The sequence below is a fragment of the Spirosoma oryzicola genome, from assembly GCF_021233055.1.
Lineage (GTDB): Bacteria > Bacteroidota > Bacteroidia > Cytophagales > Spirosomataceae > Spirosoma > Spirosoma oryzicola.
Genome location: NZ_CP089538.1, coordinates 1,018,298 through 1,040,888, shown reverse-complemented (window position 1 = coordinate 1,040,888; position 22,591 = coordinate 1,018,298). Strand labels below are relative to the sequence as shown.

Genomic DNA, 22,591 nt, shown 5'->3' with positions numbered 1-22,591 from the left:
AGTCATCGTTCATACCCATACAATGGCAAAGCAATCATCTTCTCCCTCTTTATTCCAGCGTGAACTCGTTGGTACCGCCATCCGGGAGTCATTTGTTAAATTAAGTCCGTCGATTCTGATCAAGAATCCGGTCATGTTTACGGTCGAAATCGGTACGGTGGTCATGGTGCTGGTAACAGCTTACATTGCCACAACGGGCGACACATCCCAAGGCTCGCTGGGTTACAACATTGCTGTTACCGCGATTCTGTTACTGACGATCCTGTTCGCGAACTTCGCCGAAGCCATTGCCGAAGCACGGGGCAAGGCACAGGCCGAATCACTCCGCAAAACGCGGCAGGAAACGCCCGCCAAAGTGGTTCGTCCGGTGGGCAACATGTACACCAACGAAGTAGAGATTATTTCGTCGGCGCAACTCGCTAAAGGGGATATTTTTCTTTGCGAACCGGGTGACATCATCCCCGCCGACGGCGAAATCATTGAAGGGCTGGCTACCATCGACGAATCCGCGATTACGGGCGAGTCGGCTCCGGTCATTCGCGAAGCCGGTGGCGATAAATCGTCGGTCACGGGCGGTACAAAAGTGCTGTCGGACCGGATCAAAGTACAGGTTACCACGCAGCCGGGCGAATCGTTTCTCGATAAAATGATTGCTCTCGTTGAAGGCGCCAGCCGCCAGAAAACGCCGAACGAAATCGCCCTGACGATTCTATTAGCCGGTTTTACCTTGATTTTTATTATCGTCTGCGTAGCGCTCAAACCGTTTGCCGATTACGCCAACACCCCGATCACGATTGCGGCCCTGATTTCTTTGTTTGTCTGTCTGATTCCAACGACGATTGGCGGGCTACTGTCGGCCATCGGAATTGCGGGTATGGACCGAGCTTTGCGGGCAAACGTTATTGCCAAGTCAGGCCGGGCCGTCGAAACAGCGGGCGACATCGACACTTTGCTGCTCGATAAAACCGGAACGATCACAATTGGTAACCGGAAAGCAACTCATTTTTACCCGGCTCCGGGCGTATCGGAAGACGACATGGTGCGGGCATCGGCGCTCAGTTCGCTGGCCGATGAAACGCCGGAAGGAAAATCCATTGTTGAGCTGGCGCGCAGCGGAGAGTGGGGTCCAACATTGACCAACCGCTTATCGACGGATGGCGCAACATTGATCAAATTCACCGCCGAAACGCGTTCGTCGGGTATCGACATTCCGACGGGTCAGAACGGCTCGGTTACCCGCATTCGCAAAGGGGCTACCGACTCCATTCGGAACATCGTGACGCGGGCGGGCAATCCATTTCCGAGCGCAACAGAAGAGCAAGCCAAAAAGATTGCCGCCAACGGGGGCACACCGCTGGTTGTCTCCGAAGATGAAGTTGTGAAAGGTGTTATTGAGTTGCAGGATATCATTAAACCCGGCATTTCGGAACGGTTTGACCGGCTTCGGAAGATGGGCGTCAAGACGGTGATGGTAACGGGCGATAACCCACTGACCGCCAAGTTTATTGCGCAGAAAGCAGGGGTAGACGACTTCATCGCCGAAGCCAAACCGGAAGATAAGATGAACTACATCCGCCACGAGCAAACCGGGGGTAAACTGGTCGCGATGATGGGCGACGGTACCAACGATGCTCCGGCACTGGCCCAGGCCGATGTAGGGGTTGCGATGAACTCAGGAACGCAGGCGGCCAAAGAAGCGGGTAACATGGTGGACCTGGACAACGACCCAACCAAGCTGATTGAGGTCGTTGAAATCGGTAAACAATTGTTGATTACGCGCGGTACACTGACGACCTTCTCGATTGCCAACGACGTAGCCAAATACTTCGCCATTGTACCCGCCCTGTTCGTCGTATCGATCCCGGCTTTGCAGGCGATCAACATCATGAAGCTGCACAGTTCTGAATCAGCGATTCTGTCGGCGGTTATTTTCAACGCAATCATTATTCCGATGCTGATTCCTTTAGCGCTGCGGGGTGTCGAATACAAACCGATTGGCGCATCGGCGCTACTCCGTCGAAACCTGTTTATCTACGGCCTGGGCGGTATTATCGCTCCGTTTATCGGTATCAAACTGATCGATCTGGTTATTGGCTTATTCATCTAAATAGTACTTCGCAACCGGCAAGCCCGGTTACGGCTCAATAAAAAATTAATCGTCATGAAAATGCACATTGGCCCCGCACTTCGGCTCACGCTTGTGATGCTGGTCATCTTATCCGTTATTTATCCGCTTGTGATCGCTGGCGTCAGCCGATTGGCCCCGGGTGGTGGTAAAGGCGAAACGGTCACCGTTAACGGTAAGGTCGTCGGATACGCGCTAGTCGGTCAGAAATTCACGGAAGACCGGTATTTTAACGGCCGTCCATCAGCCGTCGATTACAACGCAGCCGGTTCCGCTGGCTCGAACAAAGGGCCATCCAATCCCGATTACCTGAAAACTGTTCAGGTCCGCATCGACACGTTTCTGGTGCACAATCCGGGGATTCGGAAGGCAGACATTCCGGCGGAATTAGTCACCGCTTCGGGTTCGGGACTTGACCCGGACTTGTCGCCCGCAGCCGCTAAAATTCAGGTGGCTCGGATCGCCAAAATCCGGGGTATCGGTGCCGAACGCTTGAATCAACTGGTAGACGAACAAACCAAAGGTCCACTGCTGGGGCTTTTGGGTCCGTCTACGGTAAATGTCCTGAAACTGAATGTCGCCCTGGACCAGCTAAAATAACACCATCAACCCTCCCGTTCAGCGACGGAGCCTTCTGTCGCTGAACAATTTAGTTCTTTTTCGCTTCGTGCATTGAGTACAACAAAACAACCATGAAACCATTCGTTTACGTCGTGCTGACTACCGCGTGTGCTGCGGCTACCCTCCCCTGCTGGGCACAAACAACCACAGATACGACAATTGTTACAACCACGGCTCCAACCCCACCAGCTAATGGGGGGCTTACCATTAGTGGCTACGCAGAAGCCTATTATACCCACGATTTTACGGCTCCCAAAACCAGCCAGGAACGGCCCGGCTTTCTGTACAACCACAAGCGTAACCGAGAAATCAACATCAACCTGGCCTTCCTGAAAGCCGCCTACAGCGCCGAACGCGTACGGGCTAATCTGGCGATTCAGGTCGGTACGTATGCCCAATACAACTACGCGGCTGAACAACCATTGTTACGAAACGTGTTTGAAGCAAATGCGGGTGTTAAGCTAAGTAAATCGCGCGATTTATGGCTGGACGCGGGTATATTCGGATCGCACATCGGTTTCGAAAGCGCCATCTCGAAAGATTGCTGGACGCTGACCCGCAGCCTGGTAGCCGAAAATTCGCCTTACTACCTGTCGGGAGCCAAGCTGACCTACAACACGCCGAACGGCAAATGGACGTTGCTTGGCTCCGTCGTTAATGGCTGGCAACGGATTGCTAAATTGCCCGGCTATTCGGGTCCTGCCCTCAGCACGCAGGTGCAGTACAAACCCAACGCCAACGTTGTCCTGAATTGGAGCGCGTTCCTCGGTAGTGATCGTCCTGACTCGCTGAAGCAGACGCGTTTCTACAATAATGTCTATACTATCCTGAACGCCAACCGAAAGGTCAGCGCCATTCTCGGCTTCGATATTGGTGCTGACCGCAAACCCGTCGACTCCAACAATCAGCGGGTTGGTACTGGTAGCTACGTCTGGTATTCGCCCGTGGTTATCGTGCGGTACTCGATCAGCGACGCGCTGAAACTGGCGGGACGCGTTGAATACTACGACGACAAGAATGGTGTCATCATTGCAACGGGTACACCGAACGGCTTTAAAACCTGGGGGTATTCGCTCAACGTCGACTACTTTATCCTGCCCTCGGCGGTGTTCCGCATCGAAGGTAAACTCTACAATAGCCAAGACGCTATCTTTGAATCCACTAGCAACCTTAGCCGGACCAATACGTCGCTGACAACCAGTCTGGCTGTTTCGTTCTAGCCGTCAATCGTCCCATAATGCTGAGCGACAACCGCGATCAGAACGCCGAACATTTTTTGAACCTCCTCCGCCAGTCCAGGCGGGGGAAGTTCAAAATTTACATTGGTATGAGTGCCGGCGTAGGTAAAACATACCGGATGTTGCAGGAAGCGCACACCTTGTTGCGCGGGGGCATTGATGTCCGGATTGGCTTTGTCGAAACCCATAACCGGGCCGAAACCCAGGCGCTGGTTACGGGTTTACCCGTTATTGCCCGCCGTCGGCTGTTTTATAAAGGGCGCGAACTCGACGAGATGGATTTGCAGGCGGTGATCAATTTACACCCTGAACTGGTCATCGTTGACGAACTGGCGCATACGAACATTCCGGGTTCGAAAAACGAAAAACGCTGGCAGGATGTCCTGGAGATTCTGGATGCGGGCATCAATGTGATCAGCGCGGTTAATATTCAGCACATTGAAAGTCTTTACTCCGCCGTTCGTCAGATTACGGCCATCGATGTAACCGAACGCGTCCCTGACCGGGTGCTTCAGATGGCCGATGAAGTGGTCAATATCGACCTGACTGCCGACGAGCTAATTACCCGGCTTAAAGACGGTAAGATCTATGACCGAGCGAAAGTCGAAACGGCGCTGGGCAACTTTTTTCAGCCCGATAAGATCCTGCAACTTCGCGAGTTAGCGCTCAAAGAAGTGGCTACCGCCGTCGAGCGCAAGATCGAAACACAGGTGTCGCCCAGCACGCAGTTGAAGCCAGAACGGTTTTTGGCGGCTATCAGCAGTAACCACGAGGTAGCCCGGCGGGTCATTCGCAAAACGGCACGGCTAGCGAGTTACTACCAATCCCGCTGGTTTGTACTCTACGTTCAGACACCCGACGAAGACGCCGACCGAATCAAACTGGATGTGCAGCGCTATTTGATCAACAATCTTAAACTGGCGACGGAGCTGGGGGCGGAAGTAATACAGGTTAAAAGCAAGAACATTGTCAGCGCTATTGCCGAAACGGCGGAACAACGAAAAGTCACCACCGTATGCATTGGGAAACCACACATTACCTTAATTCAGGTCATTTTACGCACAAACGCCTTTAACCAATTGCTGAATAAACTATCTGACTCCGCTACCGACCTGATTATTCTGTCATGACGATCAAAGCAAAAATATCGCTCGGCTTAGGCTTTATGTTCGCCATCATTCTCGGACTCGGCGGGCTGGGAGCTTATTACCTCCATGAGCTAGCCGACGATTCGCAGGCGATTCTAAAAGACAATTACAGCTCGCTTCAGTACACCAGCGACATGCAGAAAGCCCTGCTTGATCGGGCTACCGACCCCGACGCCCTGCACCGGTTCAACGAGAATTTGATGAAGCAGGAAGCCAATGTGACAGAAGAAGGCGAGCAGGAACTTACCACCGCTTTACGACGCGATTTTAACCGGCTAAAGACGATACCCGCCGACTCAGCGGCCCTGAAACGATTGCAATCGGCTTTGCTCCAGCTTGATGACATCAACCGGCAGGCCATGTTCCGAAAGAACGGTACCGCCGAAAAAACCGCTACGGACGCGCTGCTGCTGCTGGCCGTGGTGGGTACTATCTGCTTTCTGATCGTCTTTTCGTTTATCATTAATTTCCCCAGCTACATTGCCCGACCCGTTCGGGAGCTAACCCGAGGGATTCGGGAAATAACCAGCCGCAATTTTGAAGAGCGATTGCATTTTCGGTCGAGTGACGAGTTTGGCGAATTGGCGCGGTCGTTCAACTCGATGGCGCAGAAGCTGGACGAGTACGAACATTCGAACTTGGCTAAGCTGCTGTTTGAGAAAAAGCGGATTGACACGCTGATTCAACTGATGAGCGACGGCATTATTGGCCTCGACGAAAACAAAAAAATCCTGTTCGCCAATCCGGTGGCGTGCCGCCTGCTCGGCATTGACGAAGCCAAGCTGGTTGGACGCTATGCGCCCGATGTGGCATCCGTCAACGACCTGCTACGCACGCTGATTCAGGACCTCATGGCCGAGCACTGGACCGAAGCACCCAGTCAACCGACTTATAACGGCCTGTTGAAAATTTACGATCCGGGACTAGATGGCGCTGGCAAAGAAAGCTTTTTCAACAAACAAATTCATGCGGTTACGGTCGCTCCCACCGGCGATGGTGAATTACGTCCGGCGGGTTGGGTCATCATGCTCGAAAACATTACTCCGTTCAAAGAACTTGATCAGGCCAAAACCAACTTCATTGCTACGGTTTCGCATGAGCTGAAAACACCAATCAGCAGCATCAAACTGAGTTTAAAACTCCTGGAAGACAGTCGCATCGGCGAACTGAACGTCGAACAAAAGCAACTCATCGGCCACGTCCGCGACGATGCCGAGCGGCTGCTCAGTATCACAAGCGAACTGGTCAATATGGCGCAGGTCGAATCCGGGCAGATTCAACTCAAGATCGAAAACGTAGCGCCGATGGACATTGTCCGGTACGCAACCCGGGCGCTTCAGGTGTCAGCCAGCCAAAAAAACGTTCATTTTGCCATTCATGCGCCCGCCGACCTGCCAACCGTAAAAGCCGATCCGGATAAAGCCTCCTGGGTACTGGTCAATTTTCTGTCGAATGCCGTACGCCATAGCCCCGAGGAAAACAAGATCGATGTATCGGTTTCTTCGCTCGGTAAGCAGGTCGAGTTTGAAGTCCGCGATTATGGAGCCGGGGTTCGTCCTGAGCACCGGGATCGTATTTTCGACCGTTATTTTCGGGCACCGGGCAACAACGGGCAATCGAGTGGTACAGGGCTGGGACTCGCTATCTCGAAAGAATTTATCGAGTCGATGGGTGGCGAAATCGGGCTACGAACCGACCCAGAAGCCGGAGCCGTTTTCTTTTTTCGATTACCCGGTACTTAACGCCTGATTAGATTTAATTTGCTTTGCAGCATGAACTCGGCTTCGCTACCTTCTGCCCATTCTCATCTCAATAAAGTTTCTTTACAAGGCTTACTAATTTCGATTGGTATCGTCTTCGGCGACATCGGCACATCGCCCCTCTACACCTACAAAGCCATCTTCGGCGAACGCATCCTGACGGAAAATCTAGTCCTTGGCTCGTTCTCCGCTGTTTTCTGGACACTAACGTTTCAGACTACGCTTAAGTACGTGATCATCACCCTCAATGCCGACAACAATGGCGAGGGCGGTATTTTCTCGCTGTATACCCTCGTGCGCCGATACACGGGACGGTGGATGCTTTATCCAGCAATTGTCGGTGGCAGCTTTCTCCTTGCTGATGGCATCATTACGCCCCCCATTTCCGTATCATCGGCCATCGAAGGCTTGCTGATTTATTATCCCAAACTCGACACCGTTCCGATTGTACTCGCGATCATCGTTCTGCTGTTTATTACGCAACAGTTTGGCACGCAATGGCTTGGCCGATTATTTGGCCCAATCATGGTTATCTGGTTTGCCTTTATCGGTATTATTGGATTCTTATCGCTGGTGCAGCATCCGGGGGTGCTACGTGCCCTGAATCCCTGGCATGTTGTTACCTTGCTGCGCGACTACCCCGGAGGATTCTGGCTGTTGGGTGGTGTTTTCCTTTGCACGACCGGAGCCGAAGCACTCTATTCGGACATGGGACACTGCGGTCGGGGTAATATCCGGGTTAGTTGGGGCTTTGTGAAACTGATGCTTCTGCTGTCATACGCCGGGCAGGCAGCCTGGTTGATGCAGCATTTGGGGAAACAGCTCGGCCCGACGAGTTCTTTCTACGAAATTGTACCGCCCTCGTTGCTGATCTTTGCCATCGGCATTGCCACACTCGCCACCATTATTGCCAGCCAGGCGCTTATCAGTGGATCGTTTACGCTAATTGGCGAAGCAATACGGCTCAAGCTCTGGCCCCGTCAGCGCGTGGTCTACCCGACTGATTTCCGGGGGCAATTGTACATTCCACAGATCAACTGGCTTTTGATGGCGGGTTGTATCGGCGTGGTACTTCACTTTCGGGAGTCGAAAAATATGGAAGCTGCCTTCGGTCTGGCCGTAACGCTCACCATGCTCATGTCTACCGTGCTGATGAACGCTTACCTTCGCATAAAGCGCGTTAATCCGTTGCTGACCCTCGCCATAACCCTGCTCTTCCTGGGTATCGAAAGCTCGTTTCTGATCGCCAATCTGATCAAGTTCGAAGAAGGCGGCTGGATATCAATTCTCCTCGGGTTGATTCTTATTACGGTGATGACGCTCTGGCACCGGGGTAAAGAGCTCAAGCACAGCTTTGTTCAGTTCGAACCGCTACCTCCCTTCCTGGAAACGCTCAAAGAACTCAGTAACGACACAACCGTCCCGAAATACGCGACTCACCTTGTGTACCTGACCAGTTCTGATAGTGCCGACCAGATCGAAACTGAAACAATTGAGTCGATCTTGTACCGATCGCCCAAACGAGCCGATGTCTATTGGTTGTTGCACGTAGAGGTTATGGACGAGCCGTTTACCATGCGCTACAAAGTAGAAACGCTGGCCGATCAGGACGTGTACTACATCAAATTCTTCCTGGGATTCCGCATCGAACCGCGCCTGAATTTGTTTTTCCGGCTTGTTGTCGAGGATATGGTCAAAGACAAGGAAGTTGAAATTACCAGCCGCTACCAATCGTTGAGCAAAAAGAAATTAACGGGCGATTTCCGGTTCGTGGTCTTTAAGACGTTTCTTTCCTACGAAAACGACCTGCCCCTCGGCCAGAAGCTTATCATGAACAGTTATTTCCTGATCCGGCGGACGGCGTTGCACGAAGCGCCAGCGTATGGGCTGGATACGAACAACATCGTGGTAGAAGACGTACCGCTCCTTTTCTCCATTCCTAAAAATATTGCGCTGATCCGAGAACGCAATTAATCAAAAACGACTCAGGCCATTTCTGCGAGGAATGGCCTGAGTCGTTTTTGGTTTCCTTATGTTTCTGAGTTACTCAATTACCTCCATTGCTATATCCGCACGAGAATGGCTGAACGGATAATCGTTCCGCTGTTCCTGCCGGAAAATAAGCTGAATGTTTCGCTGTTTAGCCACACCACCGAAATTCTGAATAGCCGTCACAACGTCGCTGTCGATGTACGAAGAGTTCGTTCCGTCGATCTCAACAATTGCATTGTCGGGTACTCCTTTCAGCAACTTCATCAGTCGGGCTTTGCTAAGAAATGATACGTGATCACCAAGCCGTACGTAAATCCGCGTTTTGTCTTTGTCGCTGTCCCAATGCGTCCGGACCCGGTGCGCGTTGAGGTAATGATCGCGCAGGATGAAAAAGATACCTGCTACCATACCAATCCCGATACCGATCAGCAGGTCGGTCAGTAATATGGCAACGACCGTCACTACGAACGGAATGAATTTCGACATACCCTGGGCAAAAACGCCTTTGACGACCTCGATCCGCGCCAGTTTATAACCCGTAACGAGTAAAATAGCCGCCAGACTTGCCCAGGGAATTTTATTCAGGAGCGTAGGCAGCGTTACCACGCACACCAGCAGCAATGTACCGTGCACCAGCGCGGCCACTTTCGTGCGAGCACCCGCATTGATACTAACCGAACTTCGCACAATAACCGACGTGAGCGGTATCCCCCCAACGAGGCCGCTAACCAGATTACCGATGCCCTGTGCTTTCAACTCATGATTCGTCGGTGTTTTACGTTTTAGCGGGTCCAGTTCGTCGGATGCTTCGATAGCCAGGAGGGCTTCCAGACTAGCAACCAACGCGATAGATACCGCCGAGGTGTATACAAGCGGATTATTCCATTGCGAGAAATCAGGGAACGTGAATAAGTTCAGGAAGGCAGCCGCGCTTTCGGGCACCGGCAACTGAACGAGGTGATTTCCCCGCAATGCCCACTCGGGAAAGCCCATCCGAAAAAACTCGTTGATCCCGATACCCAACAAAACTACCACCAACGCAGCGGGTACGTTTTTAACAAAGGCCCGTTGCCGAAGAGCCGGACGCTCCCACAAAAAGAAGATACCCAGCGATAGCACCGCAATCAGAATCGCTACGGCCCGGAACTGACCGAGTGCCATGCGCAACTGTTCAATAATATTGAAATTGCCGGGCTGAAAAAGTGCAAAGCCTTCTGCCGCATCGGCATCGTAGCCAACCAGGTGTGGCAATTGTTTTATAATCAAAATAATACCAATCCCAGCCAGCATTCCCTTGATGACCGAGGACGGAAAAAAGTTACTAATCATCCCGGCTTTGGCGAAGCCTAATCCGATCTGAATCAGACCGGCCAGACAGGTAGCCAGCAAAAAAGCCGGAAAGGACCCCAATGCCTGAATTGCACTGAGCGTCACGATGATCAACCCGGCTTCTGGCCCTGAAATACTGACGGCCGACCGACTAAAAGCCCCGACAACGATGCCCCCGACAATTCCGGCAATTATACCCGCGAAAAGTGGAGCGCCCGACGCCAGCGCGATACCCAGACACAGCGGCACCGCCACCAGGAATGAGATGGCTCCGCCCCGAAAATCACCTTGTAGATTACTAAAATCTATTGTTTGAAGAAAACTCTTCTTTGTCTCCATTTTTGCGTTGAGCTTTTTGGTTGTGCGGGATAGACGTATGATTTTACCTGCCTTATTTTTGGCGTTTAGTTTTGCATAGAAGGTACTGTTACTCGTTCGGCTATTACCCACGAAAGCCGATAAACTCCCGGAAGACAGTTCAGCCAGAGGATGTATTTCTTCGTTTTTTTGCCGTTGTTTCTCATACCTCAAGTCAGCCGATAAGGCACAGTTTTTCCACCCCAACAAAGTTAGCACAACGGCTAACGGGGTTCATTAGGGACTAGTTAGAAGGTGATGAGAAACCGATTAGAGATTGATTAGAAATCGATTAGAACTTTTTGGGCAGGTGAACGGTGAATGTAGTACCCCGGTTTATTTCGGATGTCACTTCGATCTGACCGCGATGAAGCTGAATGATTCGGTAGGTCAGCGGTAGGCCGACTCCGTGTCCGTGAATCCGTTTTACGTTCTCGGCGCGGAAAAATGGCTCATAGATGCGTTTGATGTCTGATTCGAGGATGCCGACGCCTTCGTCTTTGAATACCACGGTTACCCAGCGCTCGTTGGCACCAAGCGTGACCTGCACCTGCTTGTTTTCGGAAAACTTGCACCCGTTTTCCATCAGGTTGAAAAAAGCCGAATACAACAGCGACTTGTTACCCGCAATAGTCAGCGACGGTTGTATCGTCTCCATCTGTCCGGCAAAAGAGAACACGACTGAGTAATCGGGCTGGCGGTTAGCCAGCATCTGCGAAGCCTGATAAATAACCTCATCGACGGATACCTCGCTGAATTTCAACGGGGTCGATTCCAGATTCACCAGCGTCAGATCCAGCAAATTATTGGTCAGTTTATTCATCCGGTGAATCACCTCAAGCACCGCTTTCCATTTGGCTTCGTGCTCCTCAACCGTACGTCGTTTCAGTAAGGTTACTTCGATCTGTCCGGTAATGATGGTCAGCGGAGTTCGCAGTTCATGAGACGCGTTTGAAACGAAATTGCGCTGCATCTCAAACGCTTCTTGAACCCGGTCGAGCATCAGATTAAACGTGTGCGCCAACTGCGATAATTCGTCGTGATCATTCCCCGCCGATACCCGTTGATCCAGATTGGAAGCTGTAATCCGGCTAACTTGCTGAACCACATCCGAGATAGGCCGTAGCGAACGTCCCGCGTACGCCCAGCCCGCTGCACCCATCAGGGCCAGACTACACAGCAACCCCATCACCATAATGGCCCCCAAATGCTGCATTTCTTCCAATCCGTACTGATCGTGAGCGGATGCTACGAGTATGTACTCCTGCTTGTTGTGCACATGAATGAACCCGATGATTTCTTTTCGCTTCTCCCGGAAGAAAACCTCTTTCTTTTCGCGAATAAGCGTCAACACTTCCGGCTTCACAATGGCGCTATCCTGAGTCGCGTAGAGCATCCGGTTATCCTGACCGTACACGTTGATTTGCTCTTCGGGCAGCGCCGTCAGGTTGTTCTGCTCGATAACCCGCAACAGCCGCGTCGTAATCTCGTCTTCGTCGAGGAGAAGGCGGGCCGTCGTTTTGGCCTTATCGCTGAGCCTTAAGTAAAAATCCCGCTGTCGGTAATACTCAGCGGTAGCGTAGACGACAAACGAAAAAAGCAGAAGAATGGCAGCCACTATACCGACGAAGGTCAGCGAAAGACGCGCGCGTATTTTCATGAGTTAGTCGTCAGAAGCCTGCATGATGTAGCCAATTCCGCTGATTGTATGAATCAGTTTCGGCACGAAATCCTTGTCTATTTTCTTCCGCAGGTAATTGACGTACACATCAACGACATTGGTCCCCGTATCGAAGTTAAGGTCCCAGACCTGCTCGATGATTTCGTTTCGGGTAAGCGCCCGGTTCTGATTTTTGAGAAAAAATTCGAGCAACGTCAGTTCACGCGCTGTCAGCAGAATTTTCTGATTACCACGCTTTACGGTTTTACTCTGCTGATTGAATTCAAGATCGGCAATGCGGAGAACGGTCGCTTCGGTGGATTGGGCGGAGTTGCGCCGGGTAAGCGCCCGCAGCCGGGCAACCAACTCCCGAAACTCGAACGGTTTTACCAGGTAATCATCCGCCCCCGCGTCGAATCCGTTCAGTTTACTGTCCGTGTTGCCCAGCGCAGTCAGCATTAGAATCGGTAATGTATCAAATCGATTGCGAATCATTCGGCATAAATCAAACCCGCTGATTACGGGCAAATTCACGTCAAGTACCACAATATCGTATTCGTTTTCAGCCAGTCGTTGTTGTGCTTCTTTAGCGTCGCCGGCAATGTCGGCCATAAAGCCACAATCTTCCAAACCCGTTTCGATGAGCGATGCCACTTCCCATTCATCTTCAACGATTAAAACTCGCATAATATCCTGTGTCGATAATTGATTTTTACAGCCTGGCTGTGGTGTCGGCAGGGCCACCCGCATAGTTTACCAAACCTCACTGTCTGAAATTGGCAAAATAGATTGAACACCAAAAACCACGAATGAGTACTAGCTTCAGTAGTATAGACCCACGACGGAATTGCTTTCGGCACGGTGTCGACGGTCATCGGCGTGGTGTCGGTTTCTTAAAACCGACACTAACCGCTGCTATGATGTATCGGTTTTAAGAAACCGACACCACGCCGATGATCACTGTACAGACTCATTCATGGATAAACCAATTAGCTTAGCTGTTCACGCAAAAAAGCGATAAATTTTTTGTAAACGGGCAAGAAAAATAGGCATTTACCGAGAAGCGTTTCTTCGCAGTTACTATCAAGTGTTCTAAATAACACCAACCCTAAATCCAAAAAACTATAAATAAAAGTATATCGCACAGTAAATCAGTTGGGAGGAACAAAAAAAAGTGCCAAAACCGTTGACTGGCAATGACAAACGGCTATGTTTGCAGACAAAGCGTTTCAACGCATAAAAATAAATCTATAAACTCTATAGAATACATTTACTTACTAACAAAGCTACTCTGTCCTTGCACAAAAAATACCATGAGACACCTGATGAAACGTACTTTCCTTTGTTCACGCTGGCTGACGGCTTCATTATTACTGACGCTTATAACCGCTTCTGGTTTCCGACTGATAGTTGATGATCCAGCGTATCGCACCAGGATAGATCAATGGCACCAGGAGCGCGTAACCTCCTTGAAAAGTGAAAACGGCTGGCTTAATCTGGCGGGCTTGTTTTGGCTCGAAGCGGGAAAAAACTCGCTTGGTCGCGGCACTAACTTTGCAGTATCTTTCCCCGAAGCCGGCGCTCGCGTCGACCTGGGAGCGTTATATCTGGAGAAAGGCGAAGTTCGCTTCGTACCACCCAAAGAAGCTGAAGTTTCCGCAAATGGCAAGGCCGTGACGGCCCCCATTACAATTTTCAGTTCCGATGACAACTCTATAACGTTAGCACACGGATCGCTGCGGTGGTTTATCATCAAACGGGGCGATAAATACGGTGTGCGGCTACGCGATCTGAACAGCCCATACCTGAGCGAGTTTCACGGTATCGACCGCTTTCCGGTGGATGAAAGCTGGCGGGTGAATGCCAAACTCGAAGTTCCATCCGTCCCCAAAACGATTCCTATTCTGGACGTTCTTGGAATGACGTCGCAGCAAGCGCTGGCGGGTACGCTTGTTTTTGAGCGAGCAGGAAAGACCTACCGGCTCGACGCAGTCGGCGACGGACCCAAGCTGTTCATCTTGTTTGGCGACTTGACCAACGCGCATCAAACCTACGGTTCCGGTCGTTTTCTGTATGTTGATAAGCCCGGTGCCGACGGCACGACTGTACTTGATTTCAACCAGGCGATCAATCCGCCCTGCGCCTTTACCCCCTACGCCACTTGTCCGTTGCCACCCAAGCAAAATAAATTGGCTCTATCGGTTACCGCCGGAGAAAAGCGTTACGGTGATCACTGATTGGCAGGTGTGCGATGCAAAACGACCGAAACCTAAACAAAGCGGCTTATTTTAACCGCCTTACCTATCAGGAACAGCTGGAAGCCATCGAGCAGCAAGGTCAGGCACTGCAAGTAAGGCAAATTCCTGACTTCTGGATTCATCTTTATGCCATCGGCGCTTTGTTTGTGGAATTGTGGGTTTGTCAGCAGAACCATGACGTAATGCTGCTACGGGTACTGTCAGCGTCGAGCGAATTAGACCCTTACCTGCAACCGATCGACCTGGCGCTTCACGAACTATTACCTTAATTACCAGTAAACTTATGAATACGATAGCCGGGCCAGGACTTGTCTCGAAGCTTCCCCACGTTGGTACGACCATCTTCACGGTCATGTCGAAGCTGGCAGCCGAAAACGGAGCCATCAACCTGTCACAGGGGTTTCCGGGGTTCGATTGCTCGCCCGAATTAGTGGCCTTCGCAGAACGGTACTTGCGAACTGGCTTCAACCAGTATGCGCCGATGACGGGTGTACCAGCCTTACGCGAAGCCCTTGCTCAGAAAACGTTCGAACTTTACAACGTTGCCTACGACCCTGACAATGAAGTAACTATCACATCAGGCGCGACGGAAGCTATTTTTGCGGCTATTACGGCGGTGGTCCGGCCTGGCGATGAAGTGATTGTGTTTGAACCTGCTTACGACAGCTACGTACCCGCCATCGAGCTGAACGGTGGGATTCCGGTTTACGTGTCATTGACACCACCCAACTATAGGGTTGACTGGCAGGCCGTAAGCGAGAAAATCACGGACAAAACCCGGCTGATTCTGGTTAACACACCCCACAATCCAACCGGGCGCGTCTGGACAGCGGACGATCTTCAGCAACTGGCTACTCTGATTCAGGAGCGCGACATTTGGGTAGTCAGTGACGAAGTGTATGAGCATATTCTCTTCGACGGTCGTGTTCATCGTTCGCTGATGACGCACCCTTTGCTACAGGAACGCACGTTTGTGGTCGGCTCGTTTGGTAAAACATTTCACATCACCGGCTGGAAAATTGGGTATTGTCTGGCCCCGAAGGAGTTAAGTGCCGAATTCCGAAAAATTCACCAGTATCTGACGTTTAGCACCGTTACACCGATTCAGTACGCACTGGCCGATTATTTGAAAGAGCCGGAACACTATCTGCACTTGTCGGACTTCTACGAGCGGAAGCGCGACTTATTTCTGGACGGTTTACGCCAGTCGCGTTTTCAGTTCCAACCGGCGGAAGGCAGCTTTTTTCAGACGGTTTCCTACGCTGCCATCAGCGATGAACCCGACTACGAGCTGGCGGTGCGACTGACCAAAGAAATTGGTGTAGCTTCCATCCCCGTGTCTGTTTTTTACCAGCAAAAGAACGACTACCGAATTTTACGATTCTGCTTCGCCAAAGACGATGCCGTATTGCAGGAAGCCGCCGAACGGCTCAGTAAGCTATAGCATCCCCTATTTTCTCAAAAGAAAAGCCCCACCAATCCAATTTGGCGGGGCTTTTACTGTACATCAGGTCCAGTTTATTAATTAACGGCTACCAGACGACTAGGCATGGTTGGTTTTTTAGTTGATAGCGTTACGTTCTGCTTCGTCATCTCTACGCCATTGGTAATTTCCAACTGGTAAGCACCATCCGGTAACTCACTCATGTCCAGGCGCATTCGGCACGTACTTTCGTTCTTGCTCAGGCGCTTACTGTACACAATTGCACCTTCCGAGTTTTTCAACCGAACATCGACGGTGCCCCCCGTCTGCTTATCGAGTGCGATGCTTAGTTTACCCTGCGTTGTGGTGTACACACCGGATTTAAACGAGGCTGCGGCTGCGGGACGTTCAGGGTTACCTTCGGCCAGGGCTGCGAATGAAGTAAGTACACTTACTGAAAGAGCAAAGAACAGGGATTTGATGATCGTTTTCATGGTAGTAGATTTTTTGCTGTGTTCAAAAGGTAGTTAATGTTGTTCTGATTGGTGAAACAAAGATATAGGCTCTAGCTAGTACTATGCATTACAAACTACCGGAGCGGTTGCTTGCCGGGATGAGTGGTATCAAAGCAAGGACGACTGAGCAAACGGACTATTGGGCGGCTTCTATTTGATAACCGCTTCTAACAACTAGTCTCGGCTGACACTGTCGTGAACGGCTCTCTAAAATACCGATCTCTGACAAATACCTACCAGCTAAGCAGGGTTATATAGCCCCGGAAGTCAAAGACTTACTTTAAGCGATTAGTCAGAAAATACTAAGTATATTTAACAACCTTTTAATTGACCTTATAACCGTTTTGGCATTCGATCCATGTTATTTTGTTGAGTTCTTTTTGATCGAATGCTTCCAAAAAACGTTATCCATTGTCTGTTGTGGCTGAGTTTCCTAAGCGTAGCAGCTTCGGCTCAGACGCCTTTGACGTTACGCCAGGCTCTACAGCAAGTTCGTACGAACAGCCCAGCCTTGCGCGTTGAGCGGCTAAATATCAATGCGGCTCAGGCCGACCAGGTAACGGCCAATCTGCGTCCTAACCCAGTTCTGAACAACCAGACCCTGATTCAACTCACGCCAACGCCCGGCGCTGAAGCGGTAGGACCGTTTAGTCGGCAACGACGGCAGTTCTGGCTTCAGGCTACCAAAGAGTTTGATATTCACAACAAGCGTCTCTATCGAAGCCGTTTTGCCGAAGCCAATACCGCCTTGGCAACCCGGAGCGTGGACGAAACCGAACGTAATCTGCTCTTCGATGCGGCCAACCGCTTTCTGGACGCCTGGTACGCCCGTATTCAGCTTTCGCTGTTGCAACGCGCTAAGTCAAACGTCGATACGCTTGTTCAGTTAAATAAGGTGCGGCTGAAAAATCTGGTTATCAGCAATACGGATCTGACCCGTACACAACTGATTTCGGATCAATATGACCTTCAGACTCGTACCGCCCAGCAGGAACTCCGTAACCGCCTGAACGAACTGAGGCTGATCTTGGGAACAACCGACAGCGTCAGCGTGGCGATGAATGATTCTATTGTCAGCGCAACCGTTTTTAATCCGCTTAAGCTCTACCCGACGGTGATCGCGAGCGCTGATAGTCTGCTCCACCTGGCGACTACTACGCGCTCGGACGTGAGAGTAGCGGAAGCCAATCTCGAAACGGCCCGGCGCAACGTGGATTTACAGCAAGTGCTGGCGAAGCCCCGCAACGAAGCGGGTTTTATCTGGAACCCGCAAAATGCAATACCCTACGCCGGTGTTTTCATTACGCTGGAACTACCGGTGTACAGCCGAAATCAGGGTGAGATTCAGAAGTCGCGAGTGTTGCAGGAGCAGGCCGGTCAGCAAGCCGCTTTTGTTCAGGCTCGCATCCAGGCGGAAGTGCAAACAGCTTACCAGTCTTTTATGACCAGCCGCCAGAACGTTGATCGCTATACCGGCATCCGGCGCGACGCCGATCAGGTGCTGGCTTCGGTGCGCTACGCGTATCTGCGGGGAGCAACTACCTTGATTGACTTGCTGCAAGCGCAAACGGCCTGGTTCGACACGCAAACCGCTTACTACGAAACGCTCTACACCTACCGTCAAAATTACGTTCGATTGCTGTATGCAACCGGCCAGATCAACTCGTACTGACCATGAAGCTCTATCCCCTATTTTTCTTCATCTTTCTAGCAATCGCGGGCTGCAAGGATAAACCTAAACCAGTTGCTAACTCGATTCCGCGCCCCACGGTCAGTCCCGACGGCAACCGCATAGCGTTTCCGGATACGGTTATGATGCGCTCGTTCACGACACAACCGACCCGCTCAGAAACCATCCGGACCGACTTTGCGGCACCGGGACACGTAGCCGCGATGGTCCTGAAGTCGAGTGAAAACCCGGCAGAACGGCTCGTATTATTTGATGATCCGAGCCTGTCCAACAACTACACCGCCATTCTGCAACACCGGATCAATATCCAGACCGAGCGGGGTAACCTTGAACGGGTAAAAGATTTGCAGGCTCACGGTGCGGCATCGGGCAAAGAAGTGATCGAAGCCCAAACGCAACTCGCCAACGAAGAAGCGGCCATTATATCGGATGAAGCGACGCTTAAGTTAGCGGGTTTCGACCCCGAAGAGTTAAGACGCGCCCGACCCAACACGATTCTGGTGGTTTGCGAAATTCCGGAAAACCAGTTTGGCGCCATCACGAAAGGGCTGCCCTGTACGCTCAATTTCACATCGTTCCCCAACGAGCGGTTTGCGGGCCGTATCGATAACGTCAACGACTATGTCGATAACACGACCCGACAGATCAAGCTGCGCATTTCGGTACCCAACCCCGACGGACGGCTCAAGGCGGGCATGTTTGCCACGGTAGGCTTTGGCGTAACGGAAGGCAAGTTTATGACTGTCTCACGCGATGCCGTCGTGACGGTGCAGGGCCGCGATTACGTCTTTGTACAAACCGGTCAGCAGGCGATTGAACGTCGGGCAGTACAGCTCGGTCAGCAACGCAATGACCGGATCGTTGTTCTTGGCGGTTTACGCGAGAATGAGTCGGTTGTCGTCGTCAATACCCTACAATTGAAAGGCTTAAGTTTTGGCTATTAACAACGGGGCCAGCTTCTGGAGTTAGCTCCGGTCTGTATACATGATTCAGAAACTAATAACATTTTCCCTGAAAAATCGCTGGGCCGTAGTCGGTCTGGCTATTGCGCTAATGGGATTGGGGTTATGGTGCTTCAAACTTCTCAAGATCGAAGCCTACCCCGATATTGCCGACACCAACGTTATTATCATCGCCAAATACGACGGTCGGGCCGCCGAGGAAGTCGAACAGCAGGTGACGATTCCCATCGAGCGGGTACTCAACAACGTGCCGCACGTAACGGACCGGCGCTCCCGGACGATCTTTGGCTTGTCAGTCGTTCAGTTGAATTTCGACGAAACCGTTACCGATTACTTTGCCCGTCAGCAGATTATCGAACGGTTGAGCGGAGCGCAGCTTCCCGAAGGTGTCGAACCCGAACTGGCTCCGCTGACGACGGCGGTTGGTGAGATCTACCGGTACGTTATCGAAGCACCGTCGAGCATAACCCCCATGCAATTGCGCGATTTGCAGGACTGGACGATTATTCCGCAGTTGTTGCAGGTACCGGGTCTGGCAGACGTAACAACCTTTGGCGGACCTATCAAGCAGTATCAGGTCATTCCCGATCCGGCCAAGCTTCGCAAGTACAGCCTGACCTTGCAGGAAGTCATCGCGGCTGTTCAGAATAACAATCAGAATACGGGAGGAAATATCATTGCTCGAGGAGGACAAGGTTTTGCCGTTCGTGGGTTGGGCGCATTGAAATCACCGGAAGACATTCAGAACATCGTCCTGAAAACGAACGAAGGCGTACCCGTGCTTGTCCGTGATGTGGCCAGCGTCGAGATCAATCCTCCTTCGCCGTCGGGTATTCTGGGTTATCGGATTCCCGACGAGCATCTGGATGAGGTTGGTTCTACCGAGGGCATCGTGCTGCTGCGCCGGGGTGAAAACCCAAGTGAAGTACTCGAACTGCTCAAGGCTAAAATTGCGGATCTCGAAGCCAACGAATTACCGAAGGGTGTTCACCTGCGGGTTCTTTACGACCGGGGCTTTTTGATCGATCACTCGCTCGAAACCGTTGCCCATACGCTTATCGAAGGCATCTCGATTGTTGTGATCCTGCTGGTGCTGTTTTTGGGCAGTCTACGAGCGGCCCTGGTCGTTACGGTCACGATACCGTTTTCGCTTCTATTTGCCTTTATCCTGATGAAGCTGGTGGGTATTCCAGCTAACCTGTTGTCGTTGGGCGCGATTGACTTTGGTATCATTGTGGACGGAGCCAGCGTCATGGCCGAACACCTTATCCGTAGGTATCGGTCATCAGGACCCGCCGAACGCAACCAGGGCATCGTCAACGTTACGGCCCGATCTGCCGGTGAGGTAGCCCGCGAAATTTTCTTTTCGGTTACGATCATCATCCTGGCCTACATGCCGATTCTGTTGATGCAGCGGGTGGAGGGCAAGCTCTTTAGCCCAATGGCCTTGACCTTGTCGTTTGCCGTTATCGGTTCACTTATTTGCGCACTAACGGTTATCCCGGTACTGATTTCATTTGCGTTTCGTAAAGCCCTTGCTCCTGACGGCAAACCGCTCAAAGAACACAAAAACTTCTTGCTGTCGCCGTTGGAAAAAGGGTACCAGTGGTTGCTCCACTCGACCTTGTTCCGATTCCCTCGGTTCGTCGTAGGTGCGGGTCTGGCAATCGTACTGGTTATGATTGGCTTTGGTCTTAAGCTGGGAACCGAATTTCTGCCGGAACTCGATGAAGGCTCCATTTTTATGCGGGCTTTTATGCCATCAGGCATTACAATTCAGGAAAACGCCAAGATCGCGCCCAAAATCCGCGATATCATTGCCAAATACAAGCCGGTTAGCTTCGTCATTACACAGTCGGGACGCAACGATGACGGAACCGACCCCTTCCCCTCCGACCGAACCGAAATTCTGGTAGGTTTAAAGGATTACAGTACCTGGTCGGACAGTATTTCTAAGAAAGAAATTGTGCGGCTGATGCAGAACGAATTACAAGAAGCCTTTCCGGGTGCCTTCTTTTCGTCGGGCCAACCGATTATCGATCAGGTGATGGAAATCGTAACGGGAAGCGCGGCAGATTTAGCCATATCGGTCGTCGGCAACGACCTAACGCTTATGCGCGCCAAAGCCGACAGCATTGCGGCACTCGTGCGGGGCATGAACGGAGCGGTTTCGGTAAATATCGAACAGGAAGGACCGCAGGACCAGCTTGCTATCACGATCAACCGTCCGGCAGCCGCCCGTTACGGAATCAACGTGTCCGAAATTGAGAATATGATCGAAGCCGCTATCGGGGGTAAAGCCGTCGGCACGATTTACGACGAAGCCAAGCGTTACGATATTATGGTTCGTTTTACGCCCGAAAGTCGAGGCAGCATCGACGCCGTTCGGCAATTGCAAGTTCCCTCCGCCACGGGCGCTTTGATTCCGATGAACGAACTAGCCGATATCCGGTACGTGCAGGGGCAGACAAACATTTACCGCATCAACGGCAAGCGTATGATTACGGTACGTACCAACATTCGGGGTCGCGACCAGGGCGGTTTTGTCAAGGAAATCAGTCAAAAAGTTAGTCAGCACGTCAAGATTCCCGAAGGATACAGCGTTATCTACGGCGGTCAGTACGAAAACCTCGAACGGGCGGGTGGTCAACTAAGTATTTCGATTCCTCTGACCATTGTGGTCGTATTCTTATTTCTCTTTATGCTCTACGGCAACGTACGCGATACGCTGCTTACCTTAACCTGCCTACTTTTTGCCCTGGCGGGTGGCATTGGTGCGTTGTTGCTACGAGGCTACAATTTCAACGTTTCGGCGGGGGTTGGCTTTGTGTCTATCTTTGGTATATCCGTGATGGCGGGTGTGTTGCTCGTATCGGCCCTGAACCGAAACCTGCTGGCTAGTCAGAAACCGCTGCTTGACATTACGATCGAAACGGCGCAGGAGCAATTCCGGGCAATCATGGCGATTATGGTGGTAGCCATCATTGGTCTTGTACCGGCAGCTATTTCAAGCGGTATTGGCTCCGATGTACAGCGTCCGCTGGCTACAGTGATTATTGGTGGCCTAACAACGACGCTAGTGCTTACACCTTTGATTATCCCTCCGCTTTTTTACCTGGTCAACCGTCGTCGACCACGGCCAACTGCGCTGGACTCTACCGGTAAACACATACCGGAGCCGATTGAAGAAGGAACTGAACTATAAGCGCTATGCCGTGCCGTCGCTGACAAACAAATGACGGCAGCAAACAAACCGGCCTGATTAGCCAGTCTGATTGACGGTATCGGATTAGCTAGTCAGGCCGGTTTGTTTATACTCTATCAGTAACTTAACCACTTTATAGGGAATTGTCTGGCATGCGGGCCATTTCTTGATTCTGGCTGAATACTTGCTACCACCAGATTTCAAAAAATTCCCAGCTTTATATATGAAATTATTTCGTTATATTCATTTACATAATTTACCAAGTCGATTATATAAACATTACGCCTAAAAATGATCCGTAAACAACC

General features: G+C 51.4%; 16 protein-coding genes. 12 read left to right on the top strand and 4 right to left on the bottom strand.

Features of this window, described 5'->3' with window-relative positions:
* The first annotated feature begins 22 nt into the window (after nucleotides 1-22).
* The 6 genes from kdpB (at nucleotide 23) to LQ777_RS04250 (ending at nucleotide 8,866) form a co-directional block, all read left to right on the top strand.
* A complete protein-coding gene (gene kdpB, locus LQ777_RS04275) occupies nucleotides 23-2,107 on the top strand; it encodes a potassium-transporting ATPase subunit KdpB (protein WP_232561285.1) in 2,085 nt (694 codons plus the stop codon).
* Between the two features lie 54 nt (nucleotides 2,108-2,161).
* On the top strand, nucleotides 2,162-2,725 hold the full coding sequence (locus tag LQ777_RS04270) for a K(+)-transporting ATPase subunit C (protein WP_232561284.1): 564 nt from the start codon (nucleotides 2,162-2,164) through the stop codon (nucleotides 2,723-2,725).
* Nucleotides 2,726-2,817: 92 nt separating this feature from the next.
* Complete coding sequence (locus tag LQ777_RS04265) at nucleotides 2,818-3,966, top strand: porin (RefSeq protein ID WP_232561283.1); 1,149 nt, start codon at nucleotides 2,818-2,820, stop codon at nucleotides 3,964-3,966.
* Nucleotides 3,967-3,983: 17 nt separating this feature from the next.
* Nucleotides 3,984-5,114 (top strand): sensor protein KdpD, encoded by a 1,131-nt coding sequence (locus LQ777_RS04260; protein ID WP_232561282.1) that lies wholly within the window; start codon nucleotides 3,984-3,986, stop codon nucleotides 5,112-5,114.
* Entirely contained in the window at nucleotides 5,111-6,874 is a 1,764-nt protein-coding gene (locus LQ777_RS04255; protein WP_232561281.1) for a sensor histidine kinase, read from the top strand. The genes LQ777_RS04260 and LQ777_RS04255 overlap by 4 nt, the downstream gene beginning before the upstream one ends.
* 30 nt (nucleotides 6,875-6,904) lie before the next feature.
* On the top strand, nucleotides 6,905-8,866 hold the full coding sequence (locus LQ777_RS04250; RefSeq protein ID WP_232561280.1) for a KUP/HAK/KT family potassium transporter: 1,962 nt from the start codon (nucleotides 6,905-6,907) through the stop codon (nucleotides 8,864-8,866).
* 69 nt (nucleotides 8,867-8,935) lie between these two features.
* Here the strand turns inward: LQ777_RS04250 and LQ777_RS04245 are convergent, their stop codons facing one another.
* From LQ777_RS04245 to LQ777_RS04235, 3 genes are all read right to left on the bottom strand, one after another.
* The gene (locus LQ777_RS04245) at nucleotides 8,936-10,552 is read right to left on the bottom strand and encodes a SulP family inorganic anion transporter (protein ID WP_232561279.1); all 1,617 of its coding nucleotides are present in this window, start codon (nucleotides 10,550-10,552) and stop codon (nucleotides 8,936-8,938) included.
* A gap of 310 nt (nucleotides 10,553-10,862) precedes the next feature.
* Complete coding sequence (locus LQ777_RS04240) at nucleotides 10,863-12,230, bottom strand: HAMP domain-containing sensor histidine kinase (protein ID WP_232561278.1); 1,368 nt, start codon at nucleotides 12,228-12,230, stop codon at nucleotides 10,863-10,865.
* Between the two features lie 3 nt (nucleotides 12,231-12,233).
* The gene (locus tag LQ777_RS04235; protein WP_232561277.1) at nucleotides 12,234-12,917 is read right to left on the bottom strand and encodes a response regulator transcription factor; all 684 of its coding nucleotides are present in this window, start codon (nucleotides 12,915-12,917) and stop codon (nucleotides 12,234-12,236) included.
* A 638-nt stretch (nucleotides 12,918-13,555) separates the two neighbouring features.
* Between LQ777_RS04235 and LQ777_RS04230 the strand changes: the two genes are divergently transcribed.
* From LQ777_RS04230 to LQ777_RS04220, 3 genes are read left to right on the top strand one after another with little or no spacing between them, the layout of a single operon-like run.
* Nucleotides 13,556-14,467, top strand: coding sequence for a DUF1684 domain-containing protein (locus LQ777_RS04230; RefSeq protein WP_232561276.1), 912 nt, complete (start codon nucleotides 13,556-13,558; stop codon nucleotides 14,465-14,467).
* A gap of 14 nt (nucleotides 14,468-14,481) precedes the next feature.
* Nucleotides 14,482-14,757, top strand: a complete 276-nt coding sequence (locus LQ777_RS04225; protein WP_232561275.1) for a hypothetical protein — start codon at nucleotides 14,482-14,484, stop codon at nucleotides 14,755-14,757.
* A 14-nt stretch (nucleotides 14,758-14,771) separates the two neighbouring features.
* Nucleotides 14,772-15,932, top strand: a complete 1,161-nt coding sequence (locus LQ777_RS04220) for a methionine aminotransferase (RefSeq protein ID WP_232561274.1) — start codon at nucleotides 14,772-14,774, stop codon at nucleotides 15,930-15,932.
* 77 nt (nucleotides 15,933-16,009) lie between these two features.
* Here the strand turns inward: LQ777_RS04220 and LQ777_RS04215 are convergent, their stop codons facing one another.
* The gene (locus LQ777_RS04215; RefSeq protein ID WP_232561273.1) at nucleotides 16,010-16,405 is read right to left on the bottom strand and encodes a T9SS type A sorting domain-containing protein; all 396 of its coding nucleotides are present in this window, start codon (nucleotides 16,403-16,405) and stop codon (nucleotides 16,010-16,012) included.
* Nucleotides 16,406-16,814: 409 nt separating this feature from the next.
* On the opposite strand from LQ777_RS04215, the gene LQ777_RS04210 reads away from it, so the two are divergent.
* The 3 genes from LQ777_RS04210 to LQ777_RS04200 are packed head-to-tail and all read left to right on the top strand — an operon-like array spanning nucleotide 16,815 to nucleotide 22,283.
* Nucleotides 16,815-18,098, top strand: a complete 1,284-nt coding sequence (locus LQ777_RS04210; RefSeq protein ID WP_232561272.1) for a TolC family protein — start codon at nucleotides 16,815-16,817, stop codon at nucleotides 18,096-18,098.
* Between the two features lie 2 nt (nucleotides 18,099-18,100).
* Nucleotides 18,101-19,060 (top strand): efflux RND transporter periplasmic adaptor subunit, encoded by a 960-nt coding sequence (locus tag LQ777_RS04205; protein ID WP_232561271.1) that lies wholly within the window; start codon nucleotides 18,101-18,103, stop codon nucleotides 19,058-19,060.
* A 40-nt stretch (nucleotides 19,061-19,100) separates the two neighbouring features.
* Complete coding sequence (locus tag LQ777_RS04200) at nucleotides 19,101-22,283, top strand: efflux RND transporter permease subunit (RefSeq protein ID WP_232561270.1); 3,183 nt, start codon at nucleotides 19,101-19,103, stop codon at nucleotides 22,281-22,283.
* Nucleotides 22,284-22,591: the final 308 nt, after the last annotated feature.

Excerpts from the sequence above, each read along its gene's own strand:
- kdpB (WP_232561285.1), top strand. The coding sequence starts at position 23 with ATGGCAAAGCAATCATCTTCTCCCTCTTTATTCCAGCGTGAACTCGTT.
- LQ777_RS04270 (WP_232561284.1), top strand. The coding sequence starts at position 2,162 with ATGAAAATGCACATTGGCCCCGCACTTCGGCTCACGCTTGTGATGCTG.
- LQ777_RS04265 (WP_232561283.1), top strand. The coding sequence starts at position 2,818 with ATGAAACCATTCGTTTACGTCGTGCTGACTACCGCGTGTGCTGCGGCT.
- LQ777_RS04260 (WP_232561282.1), top strand. The coding sequence starts at position 3,984 with ATGCTGAGCGACAACCGCGATCAGAACGCCGAACATTTTTTGAACCTC.
- LQ777_RS04255 (WP_232561281.1), top strand. The coding sequence starts at position 5,111 with ATGACGATCAAAGCAAAAATATCGCTCGGCTTAGGCTTTATGTTCGCC.
- LQ777_RS04250 (WP_232561280.1), top strand. The coding sequence starts at position 6,905 with ATGAACTCGGCTTCGCTACCTTCTGCCCATTCTCATCTCAATAAAGTT.
- LQ777_RS04245 (WP_232561279.1), bottom strand. The coding sequence starts at position 10,552 with ATGGAGACAAAGAAGAGTTTTCTTCAAACAATAGATTTTAGTAATCTA.
- LQ777_RS04240 (WP_232561278.1), bottom strand. The coding sequence starts at position 12,230 with ATGAAAATACGCGCGCGTCTTTCGCTGACCTTCGTCGGTATAGTGGCT.
- LQ777_RS04235 (WP_232561277.1), bottom strand. The coding sequence starts at position 12,917 with ATGCGAGTTTTAATCGTTGAAGATGAATGGGAAGTGGCATCGCTCATC.
- LQ777_RS04230 (WP_232561276.1), top strand. The coding sequence starts at position 13,556 with ATGAAACGTACTTTCCTTTGTTCACGCTGGCTGACGGCTTCATTATTA.
- LQ777_RS04225 (WP_232561275.1), top strand. The coding sequence starts at position 14,482 with ATGCAAAACGACCGAAACCTAAACAAAGCGGCTTATTTTAACCGCCTT.
- LQ777_RS04220 (WP_232561274.1), top strand. The coding sequence starts at position 14,772 with ATGAATACGATAGCCGGGCCAGGACTTGTCTCGAAGCTTCCCCACGTT.
- LQ777_RS04215 (WP_232561273.1), bottom strand. The coding sequence starts at position 16,405 with ATGAAAACGATCATCAAATCCCTGTTCTTTGCTCTTTCAGTAAGTGTA.
- LQ777_RS04210 (WP_232561272.1), top strand. The coding sequence starts at position 16,815 with ATGCTTCCAAAAAACGTTATCCATTGTCTGTTGTGGCTGAGTTTCCTA.
- LQ777_RS04205 (WP_232561271.1), top strand. The coding sequence starts at position 18,101 with ATGAAGCTCTATCCCCTATTTTTCTTCATCTTTCTAGCAATCGCGGGC.
- LQ777_RS04200 (WP_232561270.1), top strand. The coding sequence starts at position 19,101 with ATGATTCAGAAACTAATAACATTTTCCCTGAAAAATCGCTGGGCCGTA.